The 25544-nt window shown below is 42.4% G+C and carries 27 protein-coding genes and 1 pseudogene; all 28 read right to left on the reverse strand.

What is annotated here, in order from left to right:
* Position 1 precedes the first annotated feature (1 nt).
* The 28 genes and pseudogenes from rapZ to LF817_RS08545 all read right to left on the reverse strand — a co-directional run bounded on the left by rapZ (position 2) and on the right by LF817_RS08545 (position 25482).
* Positions 2-886 (reverse strand): RNase adapter RapZ, encoded by an 885-nt coding sequence (gene rapZ / locus LF817_RS08410; RefSeq protein ID WP_253935352.1) that lies wholly within the window; start codon positions 884-886, stop codon positions 2-4.
* An 18-nt stretch (positions 887-904) separates the two neighbouring features.
* Positions 905-1372, reverse strand: a complete 468-nt coding sequence (locus LF817_RS08415; RefSeq protein WP_253935353.1) for an 8-oxo-dGTP diphosphatase — start codon at positions 1370-1372, stop codon at positions 905-907.
* Positions 1373-1604: 232 nt separating this feature from the next.
* Complete coding sequence (gene trxB, locus LF817_RS08420) at positions 1605-2555, reverse strand: thioredoxin-disulfide reductase (RefSeq protein WP_253935354.1); 951 nt, start codon at positions 2553-2555, stop codon at positions 1605-1607.
* Positions 2556-2634: 79 nt separating this feature from the next.
* Positions 2635-3651 (reverse strand): tetratricopeptide repeat protein, encoded by a 1017-nt coding sequence (locus LF817_RS08425; RefSeq protein WP_253935355.1) that lies wholly within the window; start codon positions 3649-3651, stop codon positions 2635-2637.
* 97 nt (positions 3652-3748) lie between these two features.
* Positions 3749-4372 (reverse strand): bifunctional phosphoribosyl-AMP cyclohydrolase/phosphoribosyl-ATP diphosphatase HisIE, encoded by a 624-nt coding sequence (gene hisIE / locus LF817_RS08430; RefSeq protein WP_253935356.1) that lies wholly within the window; start codon positions 4370-4372, stop codon positions 3749-3751.
* Positions 4369-5127, reverse strand: coding sequence for an imidazole glycerol phosphate synthase subunit HisF (hisF, locus tag LF817_RS08435; protein ID WP_253935357.1), 759 nt, complete (start codon positions 5125-5127; stop codon positions 4369-4371). Before hisF ends, hisIE begins: the two co-directional genes overlap by 4 nt.
* The gene (hisA, locus tag LF817_RS08440) at positions 5127-5858 is read right to left on the reverse strand and encodes a 1-(5-phosphoribosyl)-5-[(5-phosphoribosylamino)methylideneamino]imidazole-4-carboxamide isomerase (RefSeq protein WP_253935358.1); all 732 of its coding nucleotides are present in this window, start codon (positions 5856-5858) and stop codon (positions 5127-5129) included. The genes hisF and hisA overlap by 1 nt, the downstream gene beginning before the upstream one ends.
* A 12-nt stretch (positions 5859-5870) precedes the next feature.
* On the reverse strand, positions 5871-6500 hold the full coding sequence (gene hisH / locus LF817_RS08445) for an imidazole glycerol phosphate synthase subunit HisH (protein WP_253935359.1): 630 nt from the start codon (positions 6498-6500) through the stop codon (positions 5871-5873).
* Positions 6501-7094 (reverse strand): imidazoleglycerol-phosphate dehydratase HisB, encoded by a 594-nt coding sequence (hisB, locus tag LF817_RS08450; protein WP_253935360.1) that lies wholly within the window; start codon positions 7092-7094, stop codon positions 6501-6503. It abuts the gene before it with no gap.
* Positions 7091-8365, reverse strand: a complete 1275-nt coding sequence (gene hisD, locus LF817_RS08455; RefSeq protein ID WP_253935361.1) for a histidinol dehydrogenase — start codon at positions 8363-8365, stop codon at positions 7091-7093. Before hisD ends, hisB begins: the two co-directional genes overlap by 4 nt.
* Positions 8362-9000: an ATP phosphoribosyltransferase gene (gene hisG, locus LF817_RS08460; protein WP_253935362.1), complete on the reverse strand. Its 639-nt coding sequence runs from the start codon at positions 8998-9000 to the stop codon at positions 8362-8364. The genes hisD and hisG overlap by 4 nt, the downstream gene beginning before the upstream one ends.
* Positions 8993-10177 (reverse strand): ATP phosphoribosyltransferase regulatory subunit, encoded by a 1185-nt coding sequence (locus LF817_RS08465; protein ID WP_253935363.1) that lies wholly within the window; start codon positions 10175-10177, stop codon positions 8993-8995. The genes hisG and LF817_RS08465 overlap by 8 nt, the downstream gene beginning before the upstream one ends.
* A gap of 182 nt (positions 10178-10359) precedes the next feature.
* A pseudogene (locus LF817_RS08470) lies at positions 10360-11950 on the reverse strand (acyl-CoA dehydrogenase family protein).
* 59 nt (positions 11951-12009) lie between these two features.
* Positions 12010-12393, reverse strand: a complete 384-nt coding sequence (locus LF817_RS08475; protein ID WP_253935508.1) for a MerR family transcriptional regulator — start codon at positions 12391-12393, stop codon at positions 12010-12012.
* 106 nt (positions 12394-12499) lie between these two features.
* Positions 12500-13321 carry a hypothetical protein gene (locus tag LF817_RS08480; RefSeq protein WP_253935364.1) on the reverse strand — a complete coding sequence of 274 codons (822 nt, stop codon included), beginning with the start codon at positions 13319-13321 and terminating at the stop codon, positions 12500-12502.
* 394 nt (positions 13322-13715) lie between these two features.
* Positions 13716-15383, reverse strand: a complete 1668-nt coding sequence (locus LF817_RS08485; RefSeq protein WP_253935365.1) for a glycerol-3-phosphate dehydrogenase/oxidase — start codon at positions 15381-15383, stop codon at positions 13716-13718.
* Positions 15384-15608: 225 nt separating this feature from the next.
* Entirely contained in the window at positions 15609-17108 is a 1500-nt protein-coding gene (gene glpK, locus LF817_RS08490) for a glycerol kinase GlpK (protein WP_253935366.1), read from the reverse strand.
* Positions 17109-17120: 12 nt separating this feature from the next.
* Positions 17121-17936 carry an MIP/aquaporin family protein gene (locus LF817_RS08495; protein WP_253935367.1) on the reverse strand — a complete coding sequence of 272 codons (816 nt, stop codon included), beginning with the start codon at positions 17934-17936 and terminating at the stop codon, positions 17121-17123.
* 132 nt (positions 17937-18068) lie between these two features.
* Positions 18069-18614, reverse strand: coding sequence for a glycerol-3-phosphate responsive antiterminator (locus tag LF817_RS08500; RefSeq protein WP_253935368.1), 546 nt, complete (start codon positions 18612-18614; stop codon positions 18069-18071).
* Positions 18614-19135, reverse strand: coding sequence for an acyltransferase (locus LF817_RS08505; RefSeq protein ID WP_253935369.1), 522 nt, complete (start codon positions 19133-19135; stop codon positions 18614-18616). Before LF817_RS08505 ends, LF817_RS08500 begins: the two co-directional genes overlap by 1 nt.
* 3 nt (positions 19136-19138) lie before the next feature.
* Positions 19139-19777, reverse strand: coding sequence for a pyrophosphatase PpaX (gene ppaX / locus LF817_RS08510; protein WP_253935370.1), 639 nt, complete (start codon positions 19775-19777; stop codon positions 19139-19141).
* A complete protein-coding gene (locus LF817_RS08515) occupies positions 19767-20711 on the reverse strand; it encodes a nucleoside recognition domain-containing protein (protein ID WP_253935371.1) in 945 nt (314 codons plus the stop codon). The genes ppaX and LF817_RS08515 overlap by 11 nt, the downstream gene beginning before the upstream one ends.
* A 16-nt stretch (positions 20712-20727) precedes the next feature.
* Positions 20728-21564, reverse strand: coding sequence for a prolipoprotein diacylglyceryl transferase (gene lgt / locus LF817_RS08520; RefSeq protein ID WP_253935372.1), 837 nt, complete (start codon positions 21562-21564; stop codon positions 20728-20730).
* A gap of 14 nt (positions 21565-21578) precedes the next feature.
* On the reverse strand, positions 21579-22520 hold the full coding sequence (gene hprK, locus LF817_RS08525; protein WP_253935373.1) for an HPr(Ser) kinase/phosphatase: 942 nt from the start codon (positions 22518-22520) through the stop codon (positions 21579-21581).
* Positions 22521-22638: 118 nt separating this feature from the next.
* The gene (locus LF817_RS08530) at positions 22639-22983 is read right to left on the reverse strand and encodes a phage holin family protein (protein WP_253935374.1); all 345 of its coding nucleotides are present in this window, start codon (positions 22981-22983) and stop codon (positions 22639-22641) included.
* A gap of 28 nt (positions 22984-23011) precedes the next feature.
* Positions 23012-24037 carry a DUF4097 family beta strand repeat-containing protein gene (locus LF817_RS08535; RefSeq protein WP_253935375.1) on the reverse strand — a complete coding sequence of 342 codons (1026 nt, stop codon included), beginning with the start codon at positions 24035-24037 and terminating at the stop codon, positions 23012-23014.
* 421 nt (positions 24038-24458) lie between these two features.
* Positions 24459-25118, reverse strand: a complete 660-nt coding sequence (bshB2, locus tag LF817_RS08540) for a bacillithiol biosynthesis deacetylase BshB2 (protein ID WP_253935376.1) — start codon at positions 25116-25118, stop codon at positions 24459-24461.
* Complete coding sequence (locus tag LF817_RS08545; RefSeq protein ID WP_253935377.1) at positions 25111-25482, reverse strand: YojF family protein; 372 nt, start codon at positions 25480-25482, stop codon at positions 25111-25113. Before LF817_RS08545 ends, bshB2 begins: the two co-directional genes overlap by 8 nt.
* Between the last annotated feature and the right edge of the window lie 62 nt (positions 25483-25544).

Genomic DNA, 25544 nt, shown 5'->3' on the forward strand with positions numbered 1-25544 from the left:
ATTACAGTCCCTTTCTTTTTTCAATATCTCGATGAGTAACGTGCGAAGTATAGTCCGTTGAGAAATAATTCGCAAGGTGTTCAGCTAAAGCGACTGATCGATGCTGGCCTCCGGTACAGCCGATGGCGATGACAAGCTGACTTTTACCTTCGCGTCTATATTGAGGAAGCATGAATTGTAATAAGTCTTTGAGCTTTTCCAAGAACTTCTGAGTATCCGACCATTTGAACACATAAGAAGACACTTCAGCGTTAAGTCCGGTTAATGGGCGCATTTGTTCAACATAATGCGGATTAGGCAAAAAGCGCACATCAAATACTAAATCCGCGTCAATTGGAACCCCATATTTAAAACCGAATGAAACCATCTGGACTGAGAACACATGCTGCTCTCTCGCTTTATACTGTTCGAGAATGCGATCGCGCAACTCTCTGGGCTTTAAACTTGTAGTATGAATAATGGTTTGTGCACGTCCCCTTAATTCATCCAACAGCTTTCGCTCCTGCTGAATCCCTTCAAGTGGAAGGCCATCCTGTGCGAGCGGATGAGATCTTCTTGTTTCTTTATAGCGAGCAACTAAAGCATGGTCATCAGCATCTAAAAACAAGATGTGAGCATCAAGCCAATCCACTTCGCTCACTTGGTCCAGAGCATCGAACAGGGCGTCAAAAAATTCTCTTCCCCGCAAGTCCATCACCAACGCTACATTACTGATATCATTTGTTGAATCCTTCATCAACTCTAAGAATTTAGGAAGCAGTGCCGGTGGAAGGTTATCCACACAAAAATACCCCAAATCCTCAAAACTTTGAATAGCTACTGTTTTACCTGCACCTGACATACCTGTAATTATCACTAATTGTGTACTTTGATCTTTCTCCGTCATTTAAAACCGCCCCCTCGTTTACTTAGGTCGAGATGGATCCATATCCTGGTCAATCAATTTGAAATCGGTTGTGTACACGAAAGTGCCATAAATTTGGTCTTCACTGTTTAATATATGTTTAAAAATATGTCGGTCGCCTTCAGCCATCGGTTTATTAAGAACATCTTCAACCTGCACCCATTCCAGCTCGCCTTCTTCACTAGTTTCAAGAAGCTCACCCTTATAGGTGGAAGATTGGAACGTAAACATCATCCACTCTTGAACAGTCTGCTGATCCTCTTTCATTATGAATGTAAAAGAACCCATAAGTTCTGGACTTTGTATATCCAATCCCGTTTCTTCTTTGAATTCCCGTATCACTGAGTCTTTAATATTCTCCCCGGCTTCCATTTTTCCGCCAGGAACAACATACCATCCTCTTCTCGGTTTTTTTAACATTAAAATTTTATTATCTACTCTTAAAATACAGTTTGCTACCCGCTGCATGACTTTCACCTCATTTTTCTATCTCGAGGACATCTTTTACCATTATACAATGAATACGCAATCCGCCACAATGTTATGTCCCCACTATATTCATGCACAAAAAAAGTGCACAGGTCATAAACACCTGTGCATAATAGAGATCTATCTATTAAAAGGGGGTCAATTAATCATTATAATTGTACCCCACAAATGTTGCGTAAGTGTTACAGGATAGTTAAAAAAACGTTACTTTTTAGTTGACAACTTTCAGCTCTTCTAACAGGTTTTCAATATAATGCTGAGCTGATTGAGCGGCAATGCTTCCATCTCCTGTAGCTGTAACTATTTGACGCAGTTCTTTTTCTCGGATATCTCCCGCTGCAAACACACCTGGCACTTTTGTTTCCATGCGTTCATCTGTTTCGATATATCCTTGCTCATTGGTTACTCCTAAGCTTTCAAACGGAACGCTTAGTGGATTCATTCCAATGTATATGAAAGATCCATCTGTATCAAATTCATATTCTTGATTCGTTTTATTGTTATGAAGAGTGACACTTCCTACTTTGCCCTCTTTTTCATTGATTGTTTTAACTTCAGTATTCCAAATGAAATCGATCTTTTCATTATCGAATGCTCTGTCCTGAAGAATCTTTTGAGCGCGAAGTTCATCACGACGGTGCACAATCGTAACCTTACTAGCAAAGCGTGTGAGGTAAACACCTTCTTCGACAGCGGAGTCACCACCGCCTACAACCACTAATTCTTTATCACGGAAGAACGCTCCGTCACAAACAGCACAGTAAGATACGCCGCGTCCGCCTAATTCTTTCTCTCCGGGTACTCCAAGTTCTTTATACTGGGCACCTGTAGTAATAATTACGCTGCGAGCTTTATATTCTTTTTTTCCTGCGACAACGGTTTTATACTCTTTTCCGTCGATGACTTCTTTAATATCCCCGTATGCATATTCAGCACCAAATTTTTTAGCATGCTCAAACATTTTATTAGATAAATCGGGGCCTAAAATACTCTCGAACCCTGGATAGTTTTCAACATCTTCTGTATTAGCCATTTGTCCGCCTGGAATACCTCGTTCAATCATCAACGTATCCAGATTAGCGCGTGACGTATATACTGCTGCAGTCATACCTGCCGGCCCTGCGCCAGCAATGATGACATCATAAATACGGTCTTCAGTCATGTAAATCAACTCCTCGCTTCACTCAAACTTTTACTGTCTATATCATAATAAATTGTCGAAAAACCGTCCATTAATGTGCTTATTGGTGATTCCAAGGACCGCCTTCCTCACTGAGGTGAGGGAATTGTTTACAACCTTTTTCCCAAAGCTGAAGCGCCTGAGACGGCTTACCTGTTTGGTATGAAGCAATACTGAACCACTTATAGTATCCTCTTCGCCCTATTACTAATTTATTTTTCAACCCGCTGAAACGTTCGACGGCTTCTTGATAGTAACCAGCTCGGGTCAGCACCTCAGCAATGGCCAGCTTCTGCTGCTCATGAAGAGGAAATACATTACGCAGTGGTTCAATGTGAGCAAAGGCCTTTTCCTCTTGTTTACTTAGTAAATAGAAAGCAGCAAGATTCACATGACTATGAATATCTTTAGTATCCTCAGTGATCCACTGACTTTCAAGCTCAATCGCTTCTTCCTCGCTGCCACTTTGGAATAAAGCATAGGCGTACTGATGTTTAGCAAGCGTGAATTCGGGAAATAACTGCATCATTTCATGAAGAACAGGAATCGCTTCTTCCCACTCCTCATTCTCTAAATGATAAAAAGCCGTCTCTTGGTAAATCAATAATTCGTCTTCATCTTCAAAAGCATAATCTTCCTCCGCCTCCTCTTCTTCAAGAGAATCCAACATTTGCAGCAGCTGGGAGGCAGCTTCTTCAAAGTCTCCGTCTTTCGCTTGTTCCATATATTTCTCGGCATACTTTTTAGCGTCATTCAGCAGCCCTAAATGGGCATAATTATTCGCCATTAAGTAGTAACAGTCTACATATTCTTCGCCATAAGTGATGACCACTTCACTCAGCAGCTGATTTGCTGCATGATAAGAGCCAACTTCCGTATATACTACAGAGAGCTGGCAAGGGTAAAGAGGTTCATCTGGCGATAATTCAATTGCTTTTTTCAACCATTTCACAGCCGTATCAAACCGCCGCTTCTTAAAAGCTTGGATCCCGTAAGTGAAATAAAAGCTTCCTGTCGGCAAAAACGGGATGACATTAGACTGTTTATCTGTAATGGTCGGATTCGGTGATCTCGTCATGACTGTCCTCCTACTTCCATATCCGTTCTCACTAATTATGCAGTATAACATAGATAGTAGAGTTGAAATAGGAGATTGACGGAATTTGTCTACTGATTTACTGGTGACGGGATTCCAACACGGAGAGCACTTGATCTAAACTGACGCCGCGATCGGTCAATAACAATAGTAAGTGGAATAACAAATCCGCAGACTCCATCGACAACTCTTCTTTATCATCGTTTTTTGCAGCAATGATAACCTCTCCTGCTTCTTCTCCGATTTTCTTAGCGATCCGGTCTACGCCCTCTTGGAAAAGTTGAGAAGTATATGAGCCTTCTGGTAATGTCGTTTTCCTCTCTGCTAATACTTGAGTTAATTGATCGAGAATAGCATAGCGTTCTTGTTTTAGAGAACCCCCAGGGTCAATCAATGAATCACTGAAACAGCTATAATCTCCTTTATGACAAGCTGGCCCTGATGGGATCACCTGAACTAAAATCGCGTCTTGATCACAATCATAATGTAAACTTTCAACTGCCTGGGTGTTTCCTGAAGTGGCGCCTTTATGCCATAATTCCTGTCGAGAACGGCTGTAAAACACCGTCTCCTTTTGGTCGATAGTCATTTGAAGTGATTCTTTATTCATATAGGCCAGCGTTAATACAGATTTTGATCGAGCATCCTGAACGATAGCAGGCACTAATCCTTTTTCATCAAAAACAACATCATCTATATTCATCGTATGACGACCCCTTTCGAGCGTAAATAGTCTTTTACGCTTTCTACTGACGTTTCTTTATAGTGAAAAATAGAAGCTGCTAAAGCCGCATCAGCATCCACTTCGTTGAAAACTTCATAAAAATGATCAGCCGATCCTGCACCGCCTGAAGCAATAACGGGGACAGTCACTACTTCTTGTACAGCTTTAAGAAGCGGCAGATCAAACCCTGTCTTCTCTCCATCCTGGTTCATTGAAGTGAGTAAAATTTCTCCGGCTCCCAGCTTAACAGCTTTTTTTGCCCAATCGGTCACGAGCCATTCCGTAGGTGTACGTCCTCCATGCGTATATACGCGCCACGTTCCAGCTTCTTCATCGTAACGAGCATCAATAGCGACAACGATACATTGAGCTCCGAAATAATCAGCACCTTCACTAATCAGCTCTGGTCGCTTAACAGCAGCTGAGTTAAGTGAAACTTTATCAGCACCATTTCTCAATGTTTCTTTCATGTCTTCAAGTGTACGGATGCCTCCGCCGACAGTAAAAGGAATCGCTAGCTGAGAAGCGACCGAACGAACCACATCAATCATCGTTTTTTTACCTTCATGAGTAGCAGATATGTCTAAGAACACAAGTTCATCTGCGCCTTGTTCATCATAAACTTTAGCCAATTCAACCGGATCACCGGCATCGCGGATATCTACGAACTGTATGCCTTTGACTACTCGACCTTCTTTCACATCTAAACAAGGTATGATCCGTTTTGATAACATTAGCGTACCTCCTCATTCAATGCGTCGGATAATTGGATACGGTCGGTATATAGTGCTTTCCCTACGATAGAACCGATGACATTATACTGCTGGTATTTTTTCAGCTCCTGAAGGTCCTCTATGCCTTTAATCCCGCCTGAAGCGATCACATCCACACCTGTCTGTTCAGCTAAACGCACGATTTCAGAGGTGTTTGGACCTTGAAGCATGCCATCTTTGGCGATATCAGTGTAAACGAACGTCTTTGCTCCGGCACTCGCCAGTTCCTTCCCGAGATCAACAGCCTGGACTTCTGACTTCTCAAGCCATCCTTCTGTTGCGACATACCCGTCTCTTGCATCCAGACCGATGACGATGCGCTTTCCGTATTTACCGAGAAGCTGCTTCGTCAACGCAAGGTCCCGAACAGCTAAAGAACCTATAATGACCCTGTCAACACCGCGGCTTAAGTAATATTCAATATCATCTTCTGAACGAATACCTCCGCCAATCTGGACTTTCACGTCAAGCTGTTGAGCTACTTTTACGACATGCTCTGCATTTTGCTTGGATCCCTCTTTTGCACCGTCCAAGTCTACCATGTGGATCCACGTGGCACCTGCTTCAGCGAACCCTTTTGCTACTTCAAACGGATTATCTCCGTAGACTGTCTGTTTATTAAAATCGCCTTGTTCAAGGCGGACACATTGACCATTTCGCATATCAATAGCTGGAAAAATCGTAAAGCTCATACTAAATGCTCCTCACTGTTTAACGATTCGCTTACAAAAATTTTCTAAAAGCTGTACACCGGCACGCCCACTTTTTTCCGGGTGAAACTGGCTTGCTACGAGGTTACCTTTCCCTACTATAGCCGGCACCTGCTGATGATAATCAGCTGTGGCATATAGTATGGCATCTTCGTCAGTTTCCACGACGTACGAGTGCACAAAGTAGACGTATTCTTCACCTACATTTTCCATTAGTAGATGGTCAGATTGATGCAGTTTCAACTGATTCCAGCCCATATGAGGCACTTTATACGTTTGACCGTCTGGACTGATACCCGGAAACCTTTCGATTTTCCCGGGAAATAATCCGAGACCTTTAGTCAAACCGCCTTCTTCGCTTTCTTCAAACAGCAGCTGCATACCTAAACAAATACCATACATAGGTACACCTTCGCTCACCTTTTGTTTTATAAAATCAATAAAACCATGTTCTTCAAGAGCTTTCATCGCATCCGGGAACGCACCAACACCAGGTAAAATATATCCTGTGCAGTTATCGATTTGATCAGGGCGATCCCCTATCTTGTAAGGAATGTCCATTCGTTCCAGCGCCTTCGAAACGCTGAATAAATTACCCATTCCATAATCAATGATTCCTATCATTTATAAACTTCCTTTCGTACTTGGCACACCTTGAATTCTAGGATCGACCGTCGTAGCCTCATCAAGTGCTCTAGCCAATGCTTTAAACATCGCTTCTATAATGTGATGAGTGTTATCACCGTGATGAAGCACAATATGAAGATTCATACGAGCTTCTACAGCCAGCTTCCAGAAAAATTCGTGAACATTTTCCGTATCAAATGTTCCAACTCGATCCTTAGGAAGGTCAGCCCGCCATTCAAGGTGAGGCCGGTCGCTCAAGTCCACGGCCACAGTGACCAGTGTTTCATCCATTGGAAGAGTCATAGATCCATACCGTTTGATTCCATATTTATCTCCCAATGCTTCCTTTAAAGCCTGTCCAAGTACGATGCCGATATCTTCTGTCAGGTGATGGTCATCAACTTCTACATCACCCTTCCCCGCTACCTTCAAATCAAACTGCCCGTGTTTTGTGAACAATTCCAGCATATGGGACATGAAAGGAACTTGGACATTAAGATCTGATGTTCCTGTTCCGTCAATCGCGAATTCAAGTTCAATATCCGTCTCTCTCGTTTTTCTAGCTATCACAGATTTACGCTCTGCCATCATTTCCAGCGCTCCTTCCGGGTTTCTACAGCCCTGGCATGGGCCTCGAGTCCTTCTAAACGTGCGAATTGAGAAATTTTCCCGCCATTGCTTATTAATGCTTGCTCACTATATGAGATGATACTGGATTTTTTAGTAAAGTCATCAACGGATAACGGACTGGAAAACCTCGCTGTGCCGCTGGTTGGCAATACGTGATTCGGCCCCGCAAAGTAATCCCCTACAGGTTCACTGCTGTATGGACCTAAAAATATTGCCCCTGCGTGTTTCACTTTCGCCATGTCCCCAAAAGGATCTTTTGTCATGATTTCCAAGTGTTCTGCTGCGATTTCATTGATGACTGCGATCGCTTCATCCATCTCCTCACAGATAATAATCGCTCCATAATCGTCGATACTTGCGCGCGCAATATCATAACGCGGGAGGTCTTTAAGCTGTACTTCAATTTGCTCTTCCACCTTTTCAGCCAATTCTATGCTCGTCGTAACGAGCACACTGGAGGAGCGTGCATCATGCTCTGCCTGTGACAATAAATCTGCAGCCACTTCGTTAGCTTTAGCAGAGTCATCGGCTAACACCGCGATTTCGCTTGGGCCGGCAATCATATCTATATCTACATCCCCAAAAACTTCACGCTTGGCAAGAGCGACAAATACATTTCCCGGGCCGGTGATTTTATCGACAGGTTGAAGGCTTTCTGTTCCATAAGCTAATGCTGCGATAGCTTGAGCTCCCCCCACTTTATAGACTTCATGAACACCTAAGAGCTTAGCAGCTACAAGTACGCCCTCAGGGACGTTCCCATCTTTCCCTGGGGGCGTCGTCATAACGATACGTTCTACTCCGGCTACTTGGGCAGGAATAACGTTCATAAAAACAGAAGAGGGATAGGCCGCTGTCCCGCCTGGCACATAAATGCCCGCAGCATCGATGGCCGTGATTTTTTGGCCGAGAATTGAACCATCCGCTGCAGCTTCAAACCAGGAATTTGTACGTTGGCGCTCATGGAAACGACGGATGTTCTGTTCAGCCTCCTGGAGAATTTCAACGAATTCACCATCAATCGATTCATAAGCCGCATCCATTTCATCTTCCGATACCCGCAACTCCTCAAGGTCAACTAGATCGAACTGCTTCGTGTAAGATTGGACAGCTGCATCTCCGCGCTGTTTTACATCATGAATGATTTTTTTAACAGCTTCTCTTTGCTCTTCAGTCCCTTGATCTACACTTCTTTTTAAAGAGTTCAGTTCGTGTTTTTGGATGATTTTCAAGCTTGTTCCACCTCCACTGCTTTGCTCAGTCCGTTCACCATCTCATCAATCTCCTCACCCTTCAGACGATAACTGACAGGGTTGACGATTAAACGAGACGTGATATCCGTAATTTTCTCATATTCAACGAGACCGTTTTCTTTCAATGTGCGTCCCGTAGACACTATATCTACTATGCGGTCAGTGAGGCCAATGATGGGAGCCAGTTCAATAGAACCATTCAACGGGATGATTTCTATTTGTTCTCCCTGTTGTCTGAAATAGTCTGACGCGATTTTAGGATATTTAGTTGCGATCTTCGGAGCGATACGGCTGAGCGGCTGATTGGGCAGCCCTGCGACAGCTACGTAGCAAGGACTGATTTTCAAATCCAATACTTCATATACATCACGGTCTTGTTCTAGAAGAACATCCTTACCCGCAATTCCTATATCTGCCGCACCATATTCAACGTACGTCACAACGTCCATAGGTTTAGCCATCATCACTTGGATGTTCTGTTCTGGAAAGTCCAATATTAACTTCCGTGATTCTTCTGCATCGGCTGATAAATGGTAACCAGCCTGTTTCATTAAACCGGCTGCCTCTTCATAAATCCGTCCTTTAGGCATCGCGATTACTAGTGGCTTACTCATCATTTTGTCCTCCTTTCGCAGTAAAATCGATATGCTCTTTCAGTTGATTTTTAAATTCTTGAATGTCCGGGATCTGGTCAACGTGCTGTAAAAGTACAGGGTATCCTTGTTGACGCAGTTCCTTCGCTTTCTGCACACCTTTGATGTGAGTATCATCATCGACGATGACCCCAAGCCTGGTTTCTCCATTTTCTTCATCATTGATTGCCTCTACAAGTCGTTCCAGATGAATGGCGAACCCAGTAGCCGACGCGTTCAGCTTAAAAGAAGGAAGCAATGTATCATACCTTCCTCCATTACATAATAAAGCGCCAAGGTTTGGAGCGTATCCTTCAAATAAAATCCCCGTGTAGTAATTCATATGGCTGATCAGGTTGAAGTCAAATTTCACATGGCTTTCAACGCCATAATTACTCAATAACTTATAGAGCTGCTTCAATTCATTTACCGCCTGCATGCACACTTGATTTCTAGCCAGGGATTTACTTTTCGCGAATACTTCTTCTCCACCGCGCAGGTCCAGCAAAGCTAGCAAAGCATTCTTTTTATCATCCGTAAGGGTTTGTGCCTTCACTTCTTCGCGGTAACCTACATAATTTTTACGATAGAGATGCTCCAGCAGCAACTCTTTAGTCGATTCGTCATTTCCTAGTAAATCTTTAAAGAACGCTTTTACATAACCAATGTGTCCTATCGTGATTACAAAGTCGGTCAAACCTGATCGTTTTAATGATTCAACTAATAAGGCAATGACTTCCGCATCACCGTGAGATGAATGATCTCCAATGAGCTCAGTCCCAACCTGTTCAAATTGGGCCGGCTTTCCGCCTTCCGCTTGTTGTGCTCTGAATACTGGACCGTCATAAGCTAAACGCAAAGGATATTCTGCATCTTTAAGCTGAGAGGCGGCCACACGAGCAATAGGCGCTGTCATATCTGGACGCAGTACGAGAGTATGTCCTTGCTGATCAAGCAGCTTGAATAAGCGCTGCTCTTTCGTGGCACTGACCTTGCCTACCGTTTCATGATATTCGAGAAAGGGGGTATCCATAAAAGAAAACCCATAAGAAAGAATAGATGACTTCAATTGTTCTCTTGCTTTTGATTTTTGGTTATAAAAAAAAGGAAGCGTGTCTCGCATTCCTAATGGTTTTTCAAACATAAGACGCTTCGCCATTTAGAGTTCCGTCCTTCCTGAATCCTTTAGTCTGCTAATATGCTAACATGATGAAGTTATACCGTCAATACTTAGGCCTATAATACCTTCTCTCTATTATCATACCAAAACCAGCATAGAGCAAACTTACTTTCTTAATAGTACTGAGATTTAACAAAGTTTCCATAAAAAAACTGATGAGCTTAATTCTCATCAGTTTTTGCTGCAGTTTCCTCAGAAAGCTGCAATATATCTTCCGCAAATTTCAATGTAAGCGGGTTCGCTTTTTTAATTGCATGATTAAAGGTTTGGTGTATAAACACCTTCGCAACGCTTAACTTTCGTTCACTTTCAGCAGCTCTTTCAATAGCATGAACCCCTTCATATATATCAACTAGTCTTTTAGCTATTTCTTTACTGTGAAATGTTTGTAAATCCTGTGATAATTGGAGCCCTTCATGGATCCAATTTTCCTGATCTGCTATTTCTTTCTGCAAAAGTGCTTTTTCCTTAGAAAGCACCGTCACGTTTTCCAGCGTAAACTTCATCTCTGTAAAAAGTTGTTCATGCGCTTTATGTTTTGTAAGCAGACGGACAACTTCCAACCCCAGGATATTTGCAGTACCTTCCCAGACCGTTAACACTTGAGCGTCGCGCAACAGACGAGGGGTTACAAAATCTTCTATATACCCATTCCCTCCATGCATCTCTATGGCTTCATGAGAAAAATGGATCGATTGCTCTGCTGTTTCTTTTTTCAGAATGGCAATGAGCAGACGGGTGACCGTTTGTTCTTTCGCACTTACTTGAGCTGGGAAACGTGCTGTCTGGTCAAAACGTTGAATCATTTTAAATAGCGCGCTCGTCTCCACTTCGTGCTTCACGATAAGCCCTCCGCATGATCCCAACTGAAGCTGCTGCATTACAAACTCTAGATAAGTTTAGTGCTTCCACCATATAATAGAAACCTCGATTTTGATCACCTATTAGGTAAGCTTCTGCACCTTCAAACTCTACTTCGGCTGATGGTACAGCCCTTACGTCAAGTTTATCTTTCAACCGGCGGATAGATATTCCGTTTAAGCCGCCGTCTTTTTGTCTCCAGGGGACAAGAAACAGACTTAAACCCTTAGTGCCGCGAGGGGCACCTTCGATTCTCGCTAGCACCATAGCTACTCCACACATTCCAGCATTACTGGCAAAATATTTTTCCCCATACAATTGATAGCTTCCATTTTCTAAAGCTACGGCCTTCACTTCATTAGCACCTACATCAGATCCACCTTGACGTTCGGTTAGAAAAGTCGCTCCCTCATACAGCTCTTCTTCTCCCGTAGAGAGCACATGAGGAAGATATTCAGCTTTTATGTCTTTAGAAGCATAGTGGTCGAGCAAATAAGCAGTAGCCATTGTTAAAGTGACTGGACAATAAAATCCAGGTTCAGCTTGAGACAACAAATACCCTTGTGCCAAAGAATAAATATAATTTCCTTTATACCCTAGTCCAGGAATTTCTTTATGCGGATAACCTGCTATTCCCTCACTATATGTTTCTTTTACTGTATTACGGTAGCCTTCATTGACCCAAACTTCTGAAATATCTTCTCCTTTTTTATTAAACTTGATTAATCTAGGCTGCCCCTCGCGATCCGTATGAATCGCTCTTTGATCAATTTCCTGAGCACACTTTCTTCCAAATTCGTTCAGCTTGCGATCAGCCCAAACAAAAAATGAGGGTTCCAGCTGTTTTTTCAGAATTTCTCTCAAGTCATCGTCTTCTTTGTAAAAATTCATAGACAGACCTCCAAGAATTTTTTACTATTTTACAAAGTTGAACTAGTCGAAAAGGTTCATCAGCCTTCCTTTTTCCGTTTTTCCAATTCTTCATTAAAGTTGATGATCCAGTCATTCATCTCTTTCTTCAGCAATTGTAATTCCTCAATTCTTGCTTCCACCTCATCCATTTTTCTCTGAGCGCTCTGGATGACGGATTCAAGCTGTTTGATACCCGAAGGATCCTGATCAAAAAGCTGTATCATTTCTTTAATTTCCTCAAGTTGAAATCCATATTTTTTACCACGAGAAATTAGACGCAGTCTAGTCATCTCCTTTTGAGTGAACACACGTTGTCCATTGTTCCTCATCGGTGAAATTAGACCAAGCTCTTCATAATACCGAATCGTTCTTGCAGTGACGTCATAATGATACGCTACTTCTGAAATTGTTTTATTTTCGATAAGAAAATCCTCCTTCTACGCACATAAATCATAGCATTTACGTTGACGTAAAGGTCAACACGTTTCACTTCACGCTAAAAAACGCTGATGCCAGGCATCAGCGCAATTATCCAGCTGTATTCGTTTGAACTAAGAATAGAAAAGCTATTAGGGAGTGGGGAATATCTTCACGTTTTTTCCATTCGACTAAATATCCAGGCATGCGGTCAAATCGTTCAGCAGCTTCATAAGGAACAGCATCCCTTTTAATTACAGCCCATAAAAGTCCTTCTTCATCTTTCACTTCCAAATGGCCGATAACCCTATCTCCTTCTGCCGTCCATTGAGTTTTTTCTCCTTCAATATAACGGAATACACTCTTGCCAGTACCTTTTAATTTTTCATGGGAAGTATATGCTACATAGATGCCATCTGGATGCTGTACATAACCGCGCCAAGTAAACCCGCCTTTTTTATCGATTTTATAAGAAGGATTTCCATCCTTATCATACATTTGATAAGTAGCCGGAATAAGACTTCCTCCATTAAACAAGCTGATGAAAGGTCTGAAAATCTTTATATCGTACTTTTCTTTTGGTTTAATTTCGCTGTATACCTCTCCATTCATATCGTATATGCTAGCATGAAAAGCATCTGCAGCTTTATGCCCGATATACATGCGCTGTGGTAAGGTGCGATAGGAATCAGCAGAAAGATCTTGAATGAATCCTTTGGACTGAGATGCATCGCGATAATCCTTTAATCCGCGATTAAATACGGCTATGCCTGCCAGACCAAAAGCTATACTATATACGCTCGAAATAAGCATACTGCTGAATCCGGTAAAAAATATAGAAATCAAAAAAAACATCATAATCGCGATTAATATTCCGCCTGTAATAAGCTGTCTTACGCCATCGCGGCGGACTAGCTTCTGTGCATTGATCATAAACAACATTCCCATTCCTAGAAAATTCAGTTAATAAAAGTATACATAAAAAATTCCATCCGCTCAATGGGCAAGTAGTTAAGATAAAGTATTGAAACTAAGTAAATAGCTGTTAAATTTTTTTGGCAAAAGCGAAAGCATATAAGTAGTTTCGTTTATCAATTATTGGTCAGTGCACTGACAGGATGTTGACTGTTCCGTCACCATAATGAGTGGAAGGTGGTTTTAGGAATAGGGGGGCTTTTCAGACGCTGAGACCGCAATAAATATATTAAAGCCTGGTTTAGAATAAGGGGTATTTAATTTTTATAAATCTGTATATAAGTAAAGCTCAGAGCTATATAGCAGCTCTGAGCTTTACTTAAGTGAATTCACGGTTGAATCATTTACTTTATTAACTGATTTGCACAGGCTCCACAGCTTCTCTTAACAATTCGTCAAGTTCAGCCGTGTACTCGTTCTTCTGTTGATCTGTCCATTTCAATTCTTGAGCCATATAATCAATCACTGGCTGCTTGTGTTCGTGCACCCAGGCGATATTGAAAAACAGGGCAGCCGTTCTTCTTACGAAAAAGTCGACTGGCTTATAGGCTCCCTCATATTCTAAAGCCATAGTTAACTGGGCAAATACTACCCGATCAATCAATGCTGCAGAAGCTTCAGCCTTTTTATCTTGGAACAGTTGATAAAATTTATCGACATTTGCTCCATATAAGTCCACCATTTCTGCCGCTTTATCATGGGTTAACCCAAGGGATTCGCCGATTTTGATTCTTTCTTCCCTGAACGTTTTGTATCCTTTGGATCCGTTGACTTCTCCCCCTGAAATAGCCATGTGCTTCGTCTCTGAATCAGAATAACGAATACCATACTCCTCTGCCAGCTGATCTCTGACTATATCGACAGCGGTCTGAGACATTTTACGGTATCCCGTCAGTTTACCTCCAGCCATGGAAATCAATCCTGAATCTGAAACGAAGATCTCATCTTTACGAGAAATTTCAGAAGGATCTTTTCCATCTTCGTGAATAAGCGGGCGCACACCAGCCCAGCTGGATTCAACATCTTCTGCCGTAACCTTCACAGACGGGAACATCATGTGTATGGCATCCAATATATAGTCGCGGTCAACGTTTGTCATTTTAGGATGATCGATTTCTTCATCAAAAGGCGTATCTGTAGTTCCGACATAAGTTTTTCCGTCTCTAGGGATTGCGAAAATCATTCGACCATCCGGCGTATCGAAGTAAATCGCTTGCTGTAAAGGGAAATCGGATTGGTCAAAGACAAGGTGGACACCTTTCGTCAGCTGCAGCGTTTTACCTTTTTTGGATCCATCAATTTCTCGTAGCTCGTCGACCCATGGTCCACCCGCATTTACTACACGTTTAGCATTAACTTGGTATGTTTCTCCGCTAATGGAATCCTCGACGATTGCTCCCTCAATTTTTCCAGAGTCACTATAGAGAAAATCCACTACTTTTGCATAGTTAAGCGATGTGGCTCCATGTTCTACAGCTTTTTTCATTACTTCTAACGTCAGACGTGCATCGTCCGTTTTATATTCTACATAGAACCCTGCTCCTTTAAGGCCTTCTTTTCTTACTAAAGGTTCGCGTTCTAACGTTTCTTTGGAATCGAACATCGTTCGGCGCTCGCTCTTCTTTACGCCTGCAAGATAGTCATATACACGAAGACCAAGGCTCGTACTGAAAGGACCGAAGTTTCCGCCTTCATGGAACGGAAGCATCATCCATTCAGGTGTAGTGACATGAGGACCATTCTCATAAACGATCTCACGTTCTTTTCCTACTTCAGCTACCATTTTAACTTCAAATTGTTTTAAATATCTTAAACCACCGTGAACAAGCTTAGTAGATCGGCTGGAAGTTCCGGCCGCGTAGTCCTGCATCTCCACTACCGCTGTCTTCATTCCACGGCTGGCTGCATCAAGAGCTATACCTGAACCCGTTATTCCACCGCCAATCACAAGGACGTCCCAATCTTCTTGATTAAGCTTGTTAAATTGTTCTTGTCGCTGATAATTAGAAAAATTCTTCATGATGATACCTCTCCTTTTATATAGTCGGAATGATTTTGATCGTCTGATAACCTTTATTCCCTATTCGGGGCAGGATTATGTGTAGGAATGAGCATTGAAATAAAAAAAGAGACCACGAACAACTTTAGCAACGTTTGTTACAAAGTGTCGTGGTCTCTCCAAATCTCCGACCAGAATCTATTAACTTAGTTTAATCTTATCAAAGGCAGCGAAAAAAATCCACTCTTAAGATTCAGTTTTGAAAACTCTAGTAGCTTCTACAGCTTTCTGCCACCCTTTATATAATTCCTCGCTCTTTTCTTCTTCCATGTCAGGGTCGAATTCTTTACCTACTTTCCATTGCTTAGCGATTTCCTCTCGGTTTTCCCAGAATCCAATAGCAAGACCTGCAAGGTAGGCAGCACCCAGAGCAGTCGTTTCCTCGACTTTTGGCCGTTCAACAGATGTGTTAAGAAGATCACTTTGGAATTGCATCAGTAAATCATTCTTCACAGCCCCACCATCGACGCGCAGTTTTTTCAGTTCAATTCCAGAATCTTCATGCATGGCATCGACCACATCTTTAGTCTGATAAGCCAGCGATTCCAATGTCGCGCGCACAAAGTGCGACTTCTTCGTGCCTCTCGTTAAACCGAACACAGCACCTCGTGCTTCACTATCCCAATAGGGAGTACCTAACCCGACAAATGCGGGTACGACATAAACCCCATCTGTCGTATCCACCTCGCTCGCGATTTCCTGGCTTTGAGCAGAGGATTCCAGCATTTTTAATCCATCGCGCAGCCACTGTATAGCTGAGCCCGATACGAAAATACTTCCTTCTAAGGCATACTCCACCTTACCGTCAACTCCCCATGCAAGAGTGGTAAGGAGTCCATGCTCAGATTGAACAGCTTCCTCTCCTGTATTCATAAGCAGGAACCCGCCGGTACCATACGTATTCTTCGCCATCCCTTTTTCGAAACAAGCTTGACCGAATAAAGCGGCTTGCTGATCTCCAGCTATGCCGGCGATCGGAATTTTTCTACCAAAGAAGTGATAGTCTACTGTATGGGCGTAAATTTCTGAAGAAGGTTTCACCTCAGGCAGCATCGATTTCGGCACTCCTAAAATATCGAGAAGCTCCTCATCCCATTTCAAATCGTAAATATTGTACATTAAAGTTCTTGAAGCATTGGAATAATCAGTCACATGAGCTTCTTTTCCAGATAATTTGTAAACAAGCCATGAATCGATCGTACCGAACATCAAGTCGCCTTTTTCAGCTTTTTCCCTTGCACCGTCGACATTATCCAATATCCATTTGACTTTAGTTCCTGAGAAATAAGGGTCCAAAAGCAGACCGCTCTTATCTCTGAATGTATCATTATGTCCTTGTTCGCGGAGTTCATTGCAGATTGGCTGCGTCTGACGGGACTGCCAAACTATGGCTTTATATATCGGCTTTCCAGTATGACGGTCCCATACAACAGTCGTTTCGCGCTGGTTAGTGATGCCGATTCCCTCAATTTGGTCTGCTTCGACATCGGCTCTCACAAGTACATCAGCTATACAGCCCAGAACTGAAGTCCAAATTTCATTCGCGTCATGCTCAACCCAGCCTGGTTTAGGAAAATATTGTTCAAATTCTTTTTGCGCTGTTTCTACAATAGTTCCTTCATGGTCGAATAAAATGGCTCTCGAACTAGTCGTACCCTGGTCAATTGATAAGATGTATTTTTCCATATTGAATTCCTCCTATGCTGTTCGTTGTTTCCCTTGCTGAGCTTTCTTCAGTTCCACCTTTAAAGATGTCCCCAAAATTAGGACTAAGACTACTGACATTACCCAAAACCATATATTCGGAGTGGCTTCAAAGATAGCTTGATAAAACAACCCTCCATAGACACCGCCTATAACAGGACCTAATACAGGCACCCAGGAATAACCCCAATTCGAATGGCCTTTTCCTGGAATCGGCAGCAAGGCATGCGCAATTCTCGGCCCTAAATCACGAGCTGGATTAATTGCATAACCTGTAGTCGATCCTAGTGACATACCGATTGCTACTATGAGCAGACCGACAATGATAGGGTTCAGTCCATCTGTAAACTCTGTTGCACCTATGAACAGTATTCCCATAACTAATACAAATGTTCCGATAATTTCACTTACTAAGTTGGAAACAGGACTATCGATCGCTGGATCCGTAGCAAAAATAGACAGCTTTGCCATATCGTCTTCCGTTCCTGCCCAGTGGGGGAGGTAATGAAAGAAGACTATCACCGCTCCAATAAACGCACCGATGAGCTGAGCTAAAATATACATCGGCACTTTTGCCCATGCAAAGTCTCCGACAGTAGCTAACCCGAGAGTCACTGCGGGATTAATGTGCGCCCCCGTAACATCTCCTACAGCGTATACCCCCATAGCTACACCCAGTCCCCAGGCTATTGTAATGAGTACCCAGTTCCCTTCTGCTTTCGTGGCGTTTAAGTTGGCTCCGGCTATTACACCTCCACCTAAAATAATGAGGATCATAGTCCCGATCAGTTCTCCCATGAACTCTGTCATTCAGGACAACTCCTTTCAATAATTAAACCCCTCAAATAAAAAAACACACAATAAGAAATAGCGGGCAGCTACTTATATTTGTGTGGATCAGCCAGCTTATATCACGATTTCACTATGTACATAATCCTTCAGCTAAAAGTTCCAAAGCTCTGAACGTGAAGTAGATACTGCCGAAGCACCTGACTCGATTGCGGAATTGACCTCATCTTCCGTACGAATCAATCCCCCGGCAATCACCGATGCTCCAATCTGATCCTTTACCTCTTTAATCATTCCCGGAACGATACCTGGTAAAACCTCGACATAATCAGGCTTCACTTTTTTTATAATGGCAACGTTATGTTCTACTGCCTGACTGTCGATTAAAAATAATCGCTGAATAGAAATCATTTTATATTTTTTTGCTTGTTGAATGACATGCGATCTCGTGGATATCACACCGTCCGGCTTAACGACTCGACCTAAAAATTCCATACCATAGTCATCAGCCTTCAGGCCCTGAATGAGATCGACATGGATCAGCACTTTTTTGCCGGCCTTTTGCGCCGCCCGCACCACTTTGTGCAGGTTTCCTAATCTGCTTTCTAAAATAATAATGTATTCTGTTGTTGTTTCAAGAAGCTTCTCAAAATCCTTCATGTTTTTTACAGCTGGTAAGACTTTTTGTTGAATGCCCATTATCCAGTCACCTCACTCCTCTTTCGGTCTTCCATTTGTGCCTTGGTGTAGATGATTTTCATAGGATTGCCTCCTACAAAAGTTCCTTCAGGGACATCTTTATGAACGAGGGTACCCGCAGATACAATGGCACCGTCACCGATCTTTATTCCTGGAAGAATAGTCGTATTTGCTCCGATCATAACTGCATCTCCGATCTCTACATCTCCCAGACGGTACTCCTGTATCAAATATTCGTGAGCTAAAATCGTTGTATTATAACCAATGATCGTATTACGTCCCACTTTAATTCTTTCTGGAAACATGATGTCAGGCATCACCATCAAGGCAAAAGCAGTCTTCTCCCCGACTTCCATTTTTAAAAAACGACGGTACAGTCCATTCTTAAAACTCAAAGATGGAGTGTACCTCGCGATTTGAATGACTAAAAAATTTTTGACCACTTTTAAGAAAGGAACCGTTTGATAAATATGCCACAGTGAATTGGCTCCTTGAACAGGATATCTTTTCGTGCGACGCATGATTTATCCTCCCAAAATTTCGATCAGATCATCCATTTTATGAAGCATGAAATCTGGGTTCAAGTCATCCAGCACTTGGCGCCCTTTTACTGACCATACAACACCAGCAGTTTTCGTGCCAGCATTTTTCCCAGCCTCAATGTCATGGGTATTATCACCGACCATAAGAGATTGTGCCGCAGTTCCATTCAAAGCTTCAAGCGCTTTAATGACAGGCTCAGGGTGTGGTTTAGCATGGTGTACGTCATCTAGTGTAACCACTGTTTCAAATACACCTTCCAACCCTGTCAGCGCCAGTCCCATTTCTACAGTATGGCGCATTTTTGTCGTGACAATACCTAAGCGATAACCCTGACCCTTTAACGTTTTGACGGTATCAACTACACCTTCATAAGCCGTGACATATTCATCATGGTTTTTAGTATTATGCTCGCGGTACGTTTCAACCATTTCATCTACTCGAATCGGATTTACTTTACTCAGGCTTTCCCTAAGCGGAGGTCCGATAAATTCCAATATCTCTTCACGCGAATAAGGCCTTTCAGCATATTGGCCGAGCGTATGGGTGAAGGAAGCAATGATCAATTCATTGGTGTCGATTAACGTGCCGTCTAAATCAAAAAGAATTGTATTAATACTCATGTGTCAAACTTCTCCTCTTCTCACGCTGTAATTTATTCCAGACAAATCCTACGGCTGCAGTTAATAATATGGCTGTCGTCAGACGAATGATTAGAAGCGGCCAGATTGGTATGCCTAAAGGAATGAAGATGAGCGTATCTTCAACTACGGCGTGACAGGATACGAGAAAGATCATTGCTAAAAACATATCTTTTTTAGAAACACCGTCTTCCTCTACTGCTTGTATCATCAATCCAGCTCCATAAGCCAGTCCAATCGTCAGACCGGCTGCTAGTGTCATAGACGTATTACGTTCCATTCCGAGAAATTTAGTAGCTGGAGCAAGCCAATCGGAAAATCGTTCAAGCCAGCCTTTTTCTCTTAAATACTGCATGACAATCATCAATGGTATGACGATCAACGCCAACTGAACGATCCCCATGGCGGCCGTTTGCAACCCTTGTAAAATGATCTCTGCCCACCCTTCTGGTGCAGATCGTTGCTCTGGAGCAAATCCGTATTGGGCTTGTTCCTGCCCGCCGCTCCACATTAAGTTGATGACGATCGCAGAGAAGAGGGCTAACCCGACACGGACTCCGATGACGAGCCACCAGCTTACGCCTACTTTCTTCGCCACAGTGGATTCAATAATCAAGTTATGGCAGAACGATAACATAACCGCAAGAATAAATACCTCTTTCACAGTAAACTCAAATGAAATGATCGCAGCAATACCTGCATACAAATTCAGAAAATTACCGAGAACAAGAGGCACTGCAGCTTCACCTGAAAGACCAAGCAGGCTCATCAAAGGAGCAAGCTGATCCATTACCCAAGGAAGTACTGGGGTGTACTGAAGAATGGTGACGATCAACGTGACAGGAAATATAACTTTTCCTAATGTCCAAGTCAGCTTCATCCCTTTTTTTAGTCCTTCTAGTAAAATAGCGGACATTCTTCACCCCTCCTTGTTATTTTTTCACTTTTTTACCGTTATAATACTTATCCGCCAGTCCCATTTTTCTACGATAAACCGCGATGATAAGCGAAACGATAATCATCACGATCGAAATGAACTGCGCAGTACGTATTTCACTGAACAGATAGAGGCTGTCAGTCCGCAGTCCTTCCACATAAAAACGTCCAATGGAATACCAAATAATGTAGCTTAAGAATACTTCTCCACGTCGAGGGTTGAATTTATGCCGCAAAACGAGAAGCAGAATGAATCCTGCTATGTTCCATAAAGATTCATATAGGAACGTTGGATGATACATCGTACCATCAATACACATCTGCTGATTAATAAAATTCGGCAAATATTGCATGTAATTATTATAAAAAGATTCCGAAACAGGGCCGCCATGGGCTTCCTGGTTCATGAAATTTCCCCACCGTCCGATGGCCTGTCCTAGAATTAGACTGGGAGCTGCGATATCAGCCAACATCCAGAAGGATAAACCTTTGACTTTTGTATAGACATAAGCCGTCAGAAATGAACCGATCAGTGCACCATGGATAGCGATGCCGCCTTCCCATATCGCAAACACCTTCCACCATGGCTCACCTATATATCGATCAAACTCAAAAATGACATAATAAAGTCTCGCGCATAATATCGCAATTGGAATTGCATATACGACGATGTCCATCATATAATCTTTCTTCAAACCTAGTCGTTCCGTTTCTCTTGTTGCTATTAGCAAACCTAAAAATGCGCCAGTTGCTATAATAACTCCATACCAATAGATAGATAGGGGACCTAATTGTATTAATACTCGATCAAGTGATTCTGCTGAACATGACACGATCTATTCTCTCCTTACTCTTCCGGTGATTGTTCTTGGTCTTCATCGATGACCTTTGTCAAACGCTCAGAAAATTCTTCAGCCGCGTTGACACCCATACGCTTTAACCGGAAGTTCATGGCAGCTACTTCAATGATAACGGCCAAGTTACGTCCCGGTCGTACAGGGATTGTAGCTTTAGGTATTTCGGCATCCATAATCTTCATCGTCTCTTCTTCAAGACCCAGTCGATCATACTGTTTATTCTTATCCCAGATTTCCAGATTGATGACGAGAGTTATGCGCTTGAAACTGCGCACAGCTCCCGCACCAAATAAAGTCATGACATTGATGATGCCCAGACCACGAATCTCTAGTAAATGTTCGATTAACGGCGGACTATTTCCGATTAACGTATCGTAGTCCTCCTGTCGAATTTCCACACTATCATCGGCTACGAGACGATGTCCTCTTTTAACAAGCTCAAGGGCTGTCTCACTTTTACCTACACCACTCTGCCCAGTAATTAGAACTCCAATACCATAGATATCAACAAGTACTCCATGAATAGCGGTGAACGGGGCGAACTTAGTCTCCAGGAAGTTAGTCAGCCGGCTGATCACACGAGTCGTCTTATGCGGTGAACGCATTAAAGGGACGCCTGCTTCTTTTGCAGCTACAGCCAGTTCTTCAGGAATATCCATGCCTCTAGTGATTACGATTCCCGGCGTGATATCCGTGCATAACTGTTCAGCTCTATGCTTTCTCTGTTCATGAGTCAATTCATTAAAATAGGAAAGTTCCGTTTTACCTAGGAGCTGCAAACGATCTTTTGGATAAAATTTAAAATATCCTGTCATTTCAACCCCAGGGCGTGAAATATCACTCATATGTATCTCACGGTGAACGCCGTCCTCACCTGCAACTAATTCAAGCTCAAAACGATCTAACAAATGCTCCGTTCTAACTTTACTCATGGTAGACCTCCTATATTTCGTATCTTCACTGTCCCTTATTGTAGCATGTTTTGAAAAATCTTGGACACAAAAAATCCTATAGGCATAAGAATGCCTATAGGATCGATATAAATATCTATTAATCTTTAATAAAACTATTCAGCACCAGGTTGAGTAACGAAATGACAAGAGCAGCAATAATCGTCATTCCAAATCCAGCAATTTCAAATGTACTGCCTAATAAGGCGTCAGTCATAGCCAGCGTAATGGCGTTGACGATCAATAAAAACAACCCTAAAGTCAGGACCGTAATCGGCAAAGTCAAAATTACAAGAATCGGACGTACAATCGCGTTCAATATAGATAGTATCAATGCTGCGATCAGCGCACCAATGAATCCGTCAATCTCTACCGAACTGAATACAAAGCTGACGATAATGATGGCAATCGCGTTAACTATTATGTGTAATAACCAGTTTTTCACAAAAATCCCTCTCTTCTACCTTACAAAATTATGACGAAGTGTCCTTCACATAAACGGACCCGGTTTTAGTGTCCGCTTCTACATGATAAACATCTTCGAATTGTTCTCTGGCTTCAAAAACCAGCTCTTTGGTCATGATTTCTTTCTTATTTCTTAAAATCTTATAGTTTTCTACCTCACAGTGAAGGCTACCCATGCTGGTTTTAATTTTTCCATCAATCCTTCTGCTCTCAGGTACGTGGACAATGACTTGCCCTGTCGTAGTTTTGAAAAAACCAGTGTGAGCTTCACTTCCATAGTTCTTCACTGTAATACTTCCTGTTACAGCGGACACATCACATTTCCCGAAGCGGCCGTCTACTTTAACGGATCCGTTGATCGTATCCGTTTCAAACGTAGAGAAGCGGCTATCACATACTGTTATCGAACCATTTCCGGTTTCTAACTTACATGTTTCGCCATTGGACCCATTCACCTTCAAAGCTCCGTTACTCGTCTTCATATGAAAGTGGTCGGACTGAACTTCACCTGAGGTGATGCTGCCATTTGAAAGTTTAGCTTTAACAAAGTCATACCGCTTTTTTGGTAAGTAAAGTTTAACATGTGTTTTTACCTTTTTAGATGGGTTGGCAAATCGCAATATCCCGTTCGTAACATCAAATTGCCCATCAGCCAAAAACTGCTCTTTCGCCTCTTTTTCATCTGCAGCTTGATAAACTTTCACCTGGCATTCCGCTTGAGCGTATGACTCCTGCCAAGGTTCCAAATATAAGGACCCGTTAGCGATAGTGATATCCAGGTCATGAAAAGATTCTTCATTGGTTTGGAGATGATATTGAAACTCTACAGACTCACCGAATAACAAATCAAAATCAGCATTTTTGATTTTTTCTACGGCTTCTCCGACAAAATCTTTTAGTCCGTATTTTTTTCCGGCTGCTTTTGTCTCCTCTTCCTTAGAATATTCAACAGCTTTGAGAAGTTTCTCTCCTTCATCTGCAGAAATGGTACCATTTTCAATCATCTTTAAGATTTTCATTCTCTCTTCATTCATCTGTCACTCGCTCCTTTATCATTTCATTCCCTGCAAGCTCCAATAAAAAACTAGGCTTTGAAAATTATTAAAAGTGATTTTTCCAAATAAGATTATATTTGGAGATGATGGATCTAGAAAACGGGTCTATTTCCTTGGGCATGTATTGAGCTTCCTCAGGCTTCGCCTTCCTGGATCTCACCGATCATGTACTCCACACAGGAGACTCACCGCGCTCCCACGGAGGACGAGCCATTCCCCGCCGCCCTGATCCCACTAACTGAATGTCTCGAAATTCCCAAAAACTCTGCCATAATAACTCTCTTATGAAAAAATCAACAACGACGTGTAACATAGCCTAAGACTAAAAATGAGTGTTAAGAGAAAAAAGACACCCCGAAGAAATGTTGAACATTCTACAAGGTGTCTAACTCATCAGGTATCACGAAGAAAGTGTTAAGCGGTAAAACTGCTCTCTTTTCAATCGTTGAATCTGTTTAGATGTTTGCTCGTGATTCTCTATTAAATTCATCATCCCATCAACTTGTGACAGATGAGCCCGGATTGCCGCTTCTTTTCTTTCCCAATAAGGCTCAATGTCAAAAATGAAGTCCGGCTCACCTAATTCATCTTCATGGTTGTTCGTAATCGCGTGCATCCATACCTCAGGCCGCTTTCCTGGCTCGATAAGCTCTACAGCTTTGACTACAGCCGCACCTAATGCATCATGATCAGGGTGTACAGCGTATCCTGGATAATGTGTAATGATTGTAGTAGCTCCGTACGCAAGAATACGCTCCTTCAAATGCTGAGCCAATTCATCAAGCGGCTCAAATTCTAAAGTTTTATCACGGTAGCCTAACAACTCTACGTCAATGTCCAGCTCTTTTGCAGCTTCAGCCAATTCCTTTTTCCTGTAAGTGTACAAAGTTTCGCGATTAGCGAATACTGGGTTTCCCATATTTCTCCCCATTTCCCCTAATGTCCCGCACAAATAGGTGACTGGCACCCCTTCTGCCCGAAACTTCGAAATGGTTCCAGAAGTACCGAAGGACTCATCATCTGGATGGGGGAAAATGACTAGAATGTGCTTATTATTCATGCTCTTCCGCCTCATGAGTAAATGGCTCTTCACTTATTTCCAACGCTACCATCAATCGTCCTTCTCGATCATGGCCTGCTAAAAGGAGACGATCCTTTTCGTCAATTTCGAAGTCACTGACTCCTTCTGCATAAACCCAGCCTATATCGAGCTTTAGTCCTACTCGGTACGAACCGCCTGTACTCACAATTTTTCCATGTTGATAATTCACTTTAGCATTGCGGATGAATGCTCCTACATTGTAGGCTGTTTCATCAAAGTGGCTGGCATACGCTCCATTCGTAGTTTCTAAATGAATGTATACGTCTTTGTTGGCAAAATGATTGATTTTTTCTTGTACTGCTGATTGATCTATCGCTTCCATTTGTATAATTCCTCCCGTTAAACGTCTCTTGTTTAACGATACTCCAAATCTATCGACAGCGT

This window comes from Halobacillus sp. A1 (genome assembly GCF_024189295.1).
GTDB lineage: Bacteria > Bacillota > Bacilli > Bacillales > Halobacillaceae > Halobacillus_A.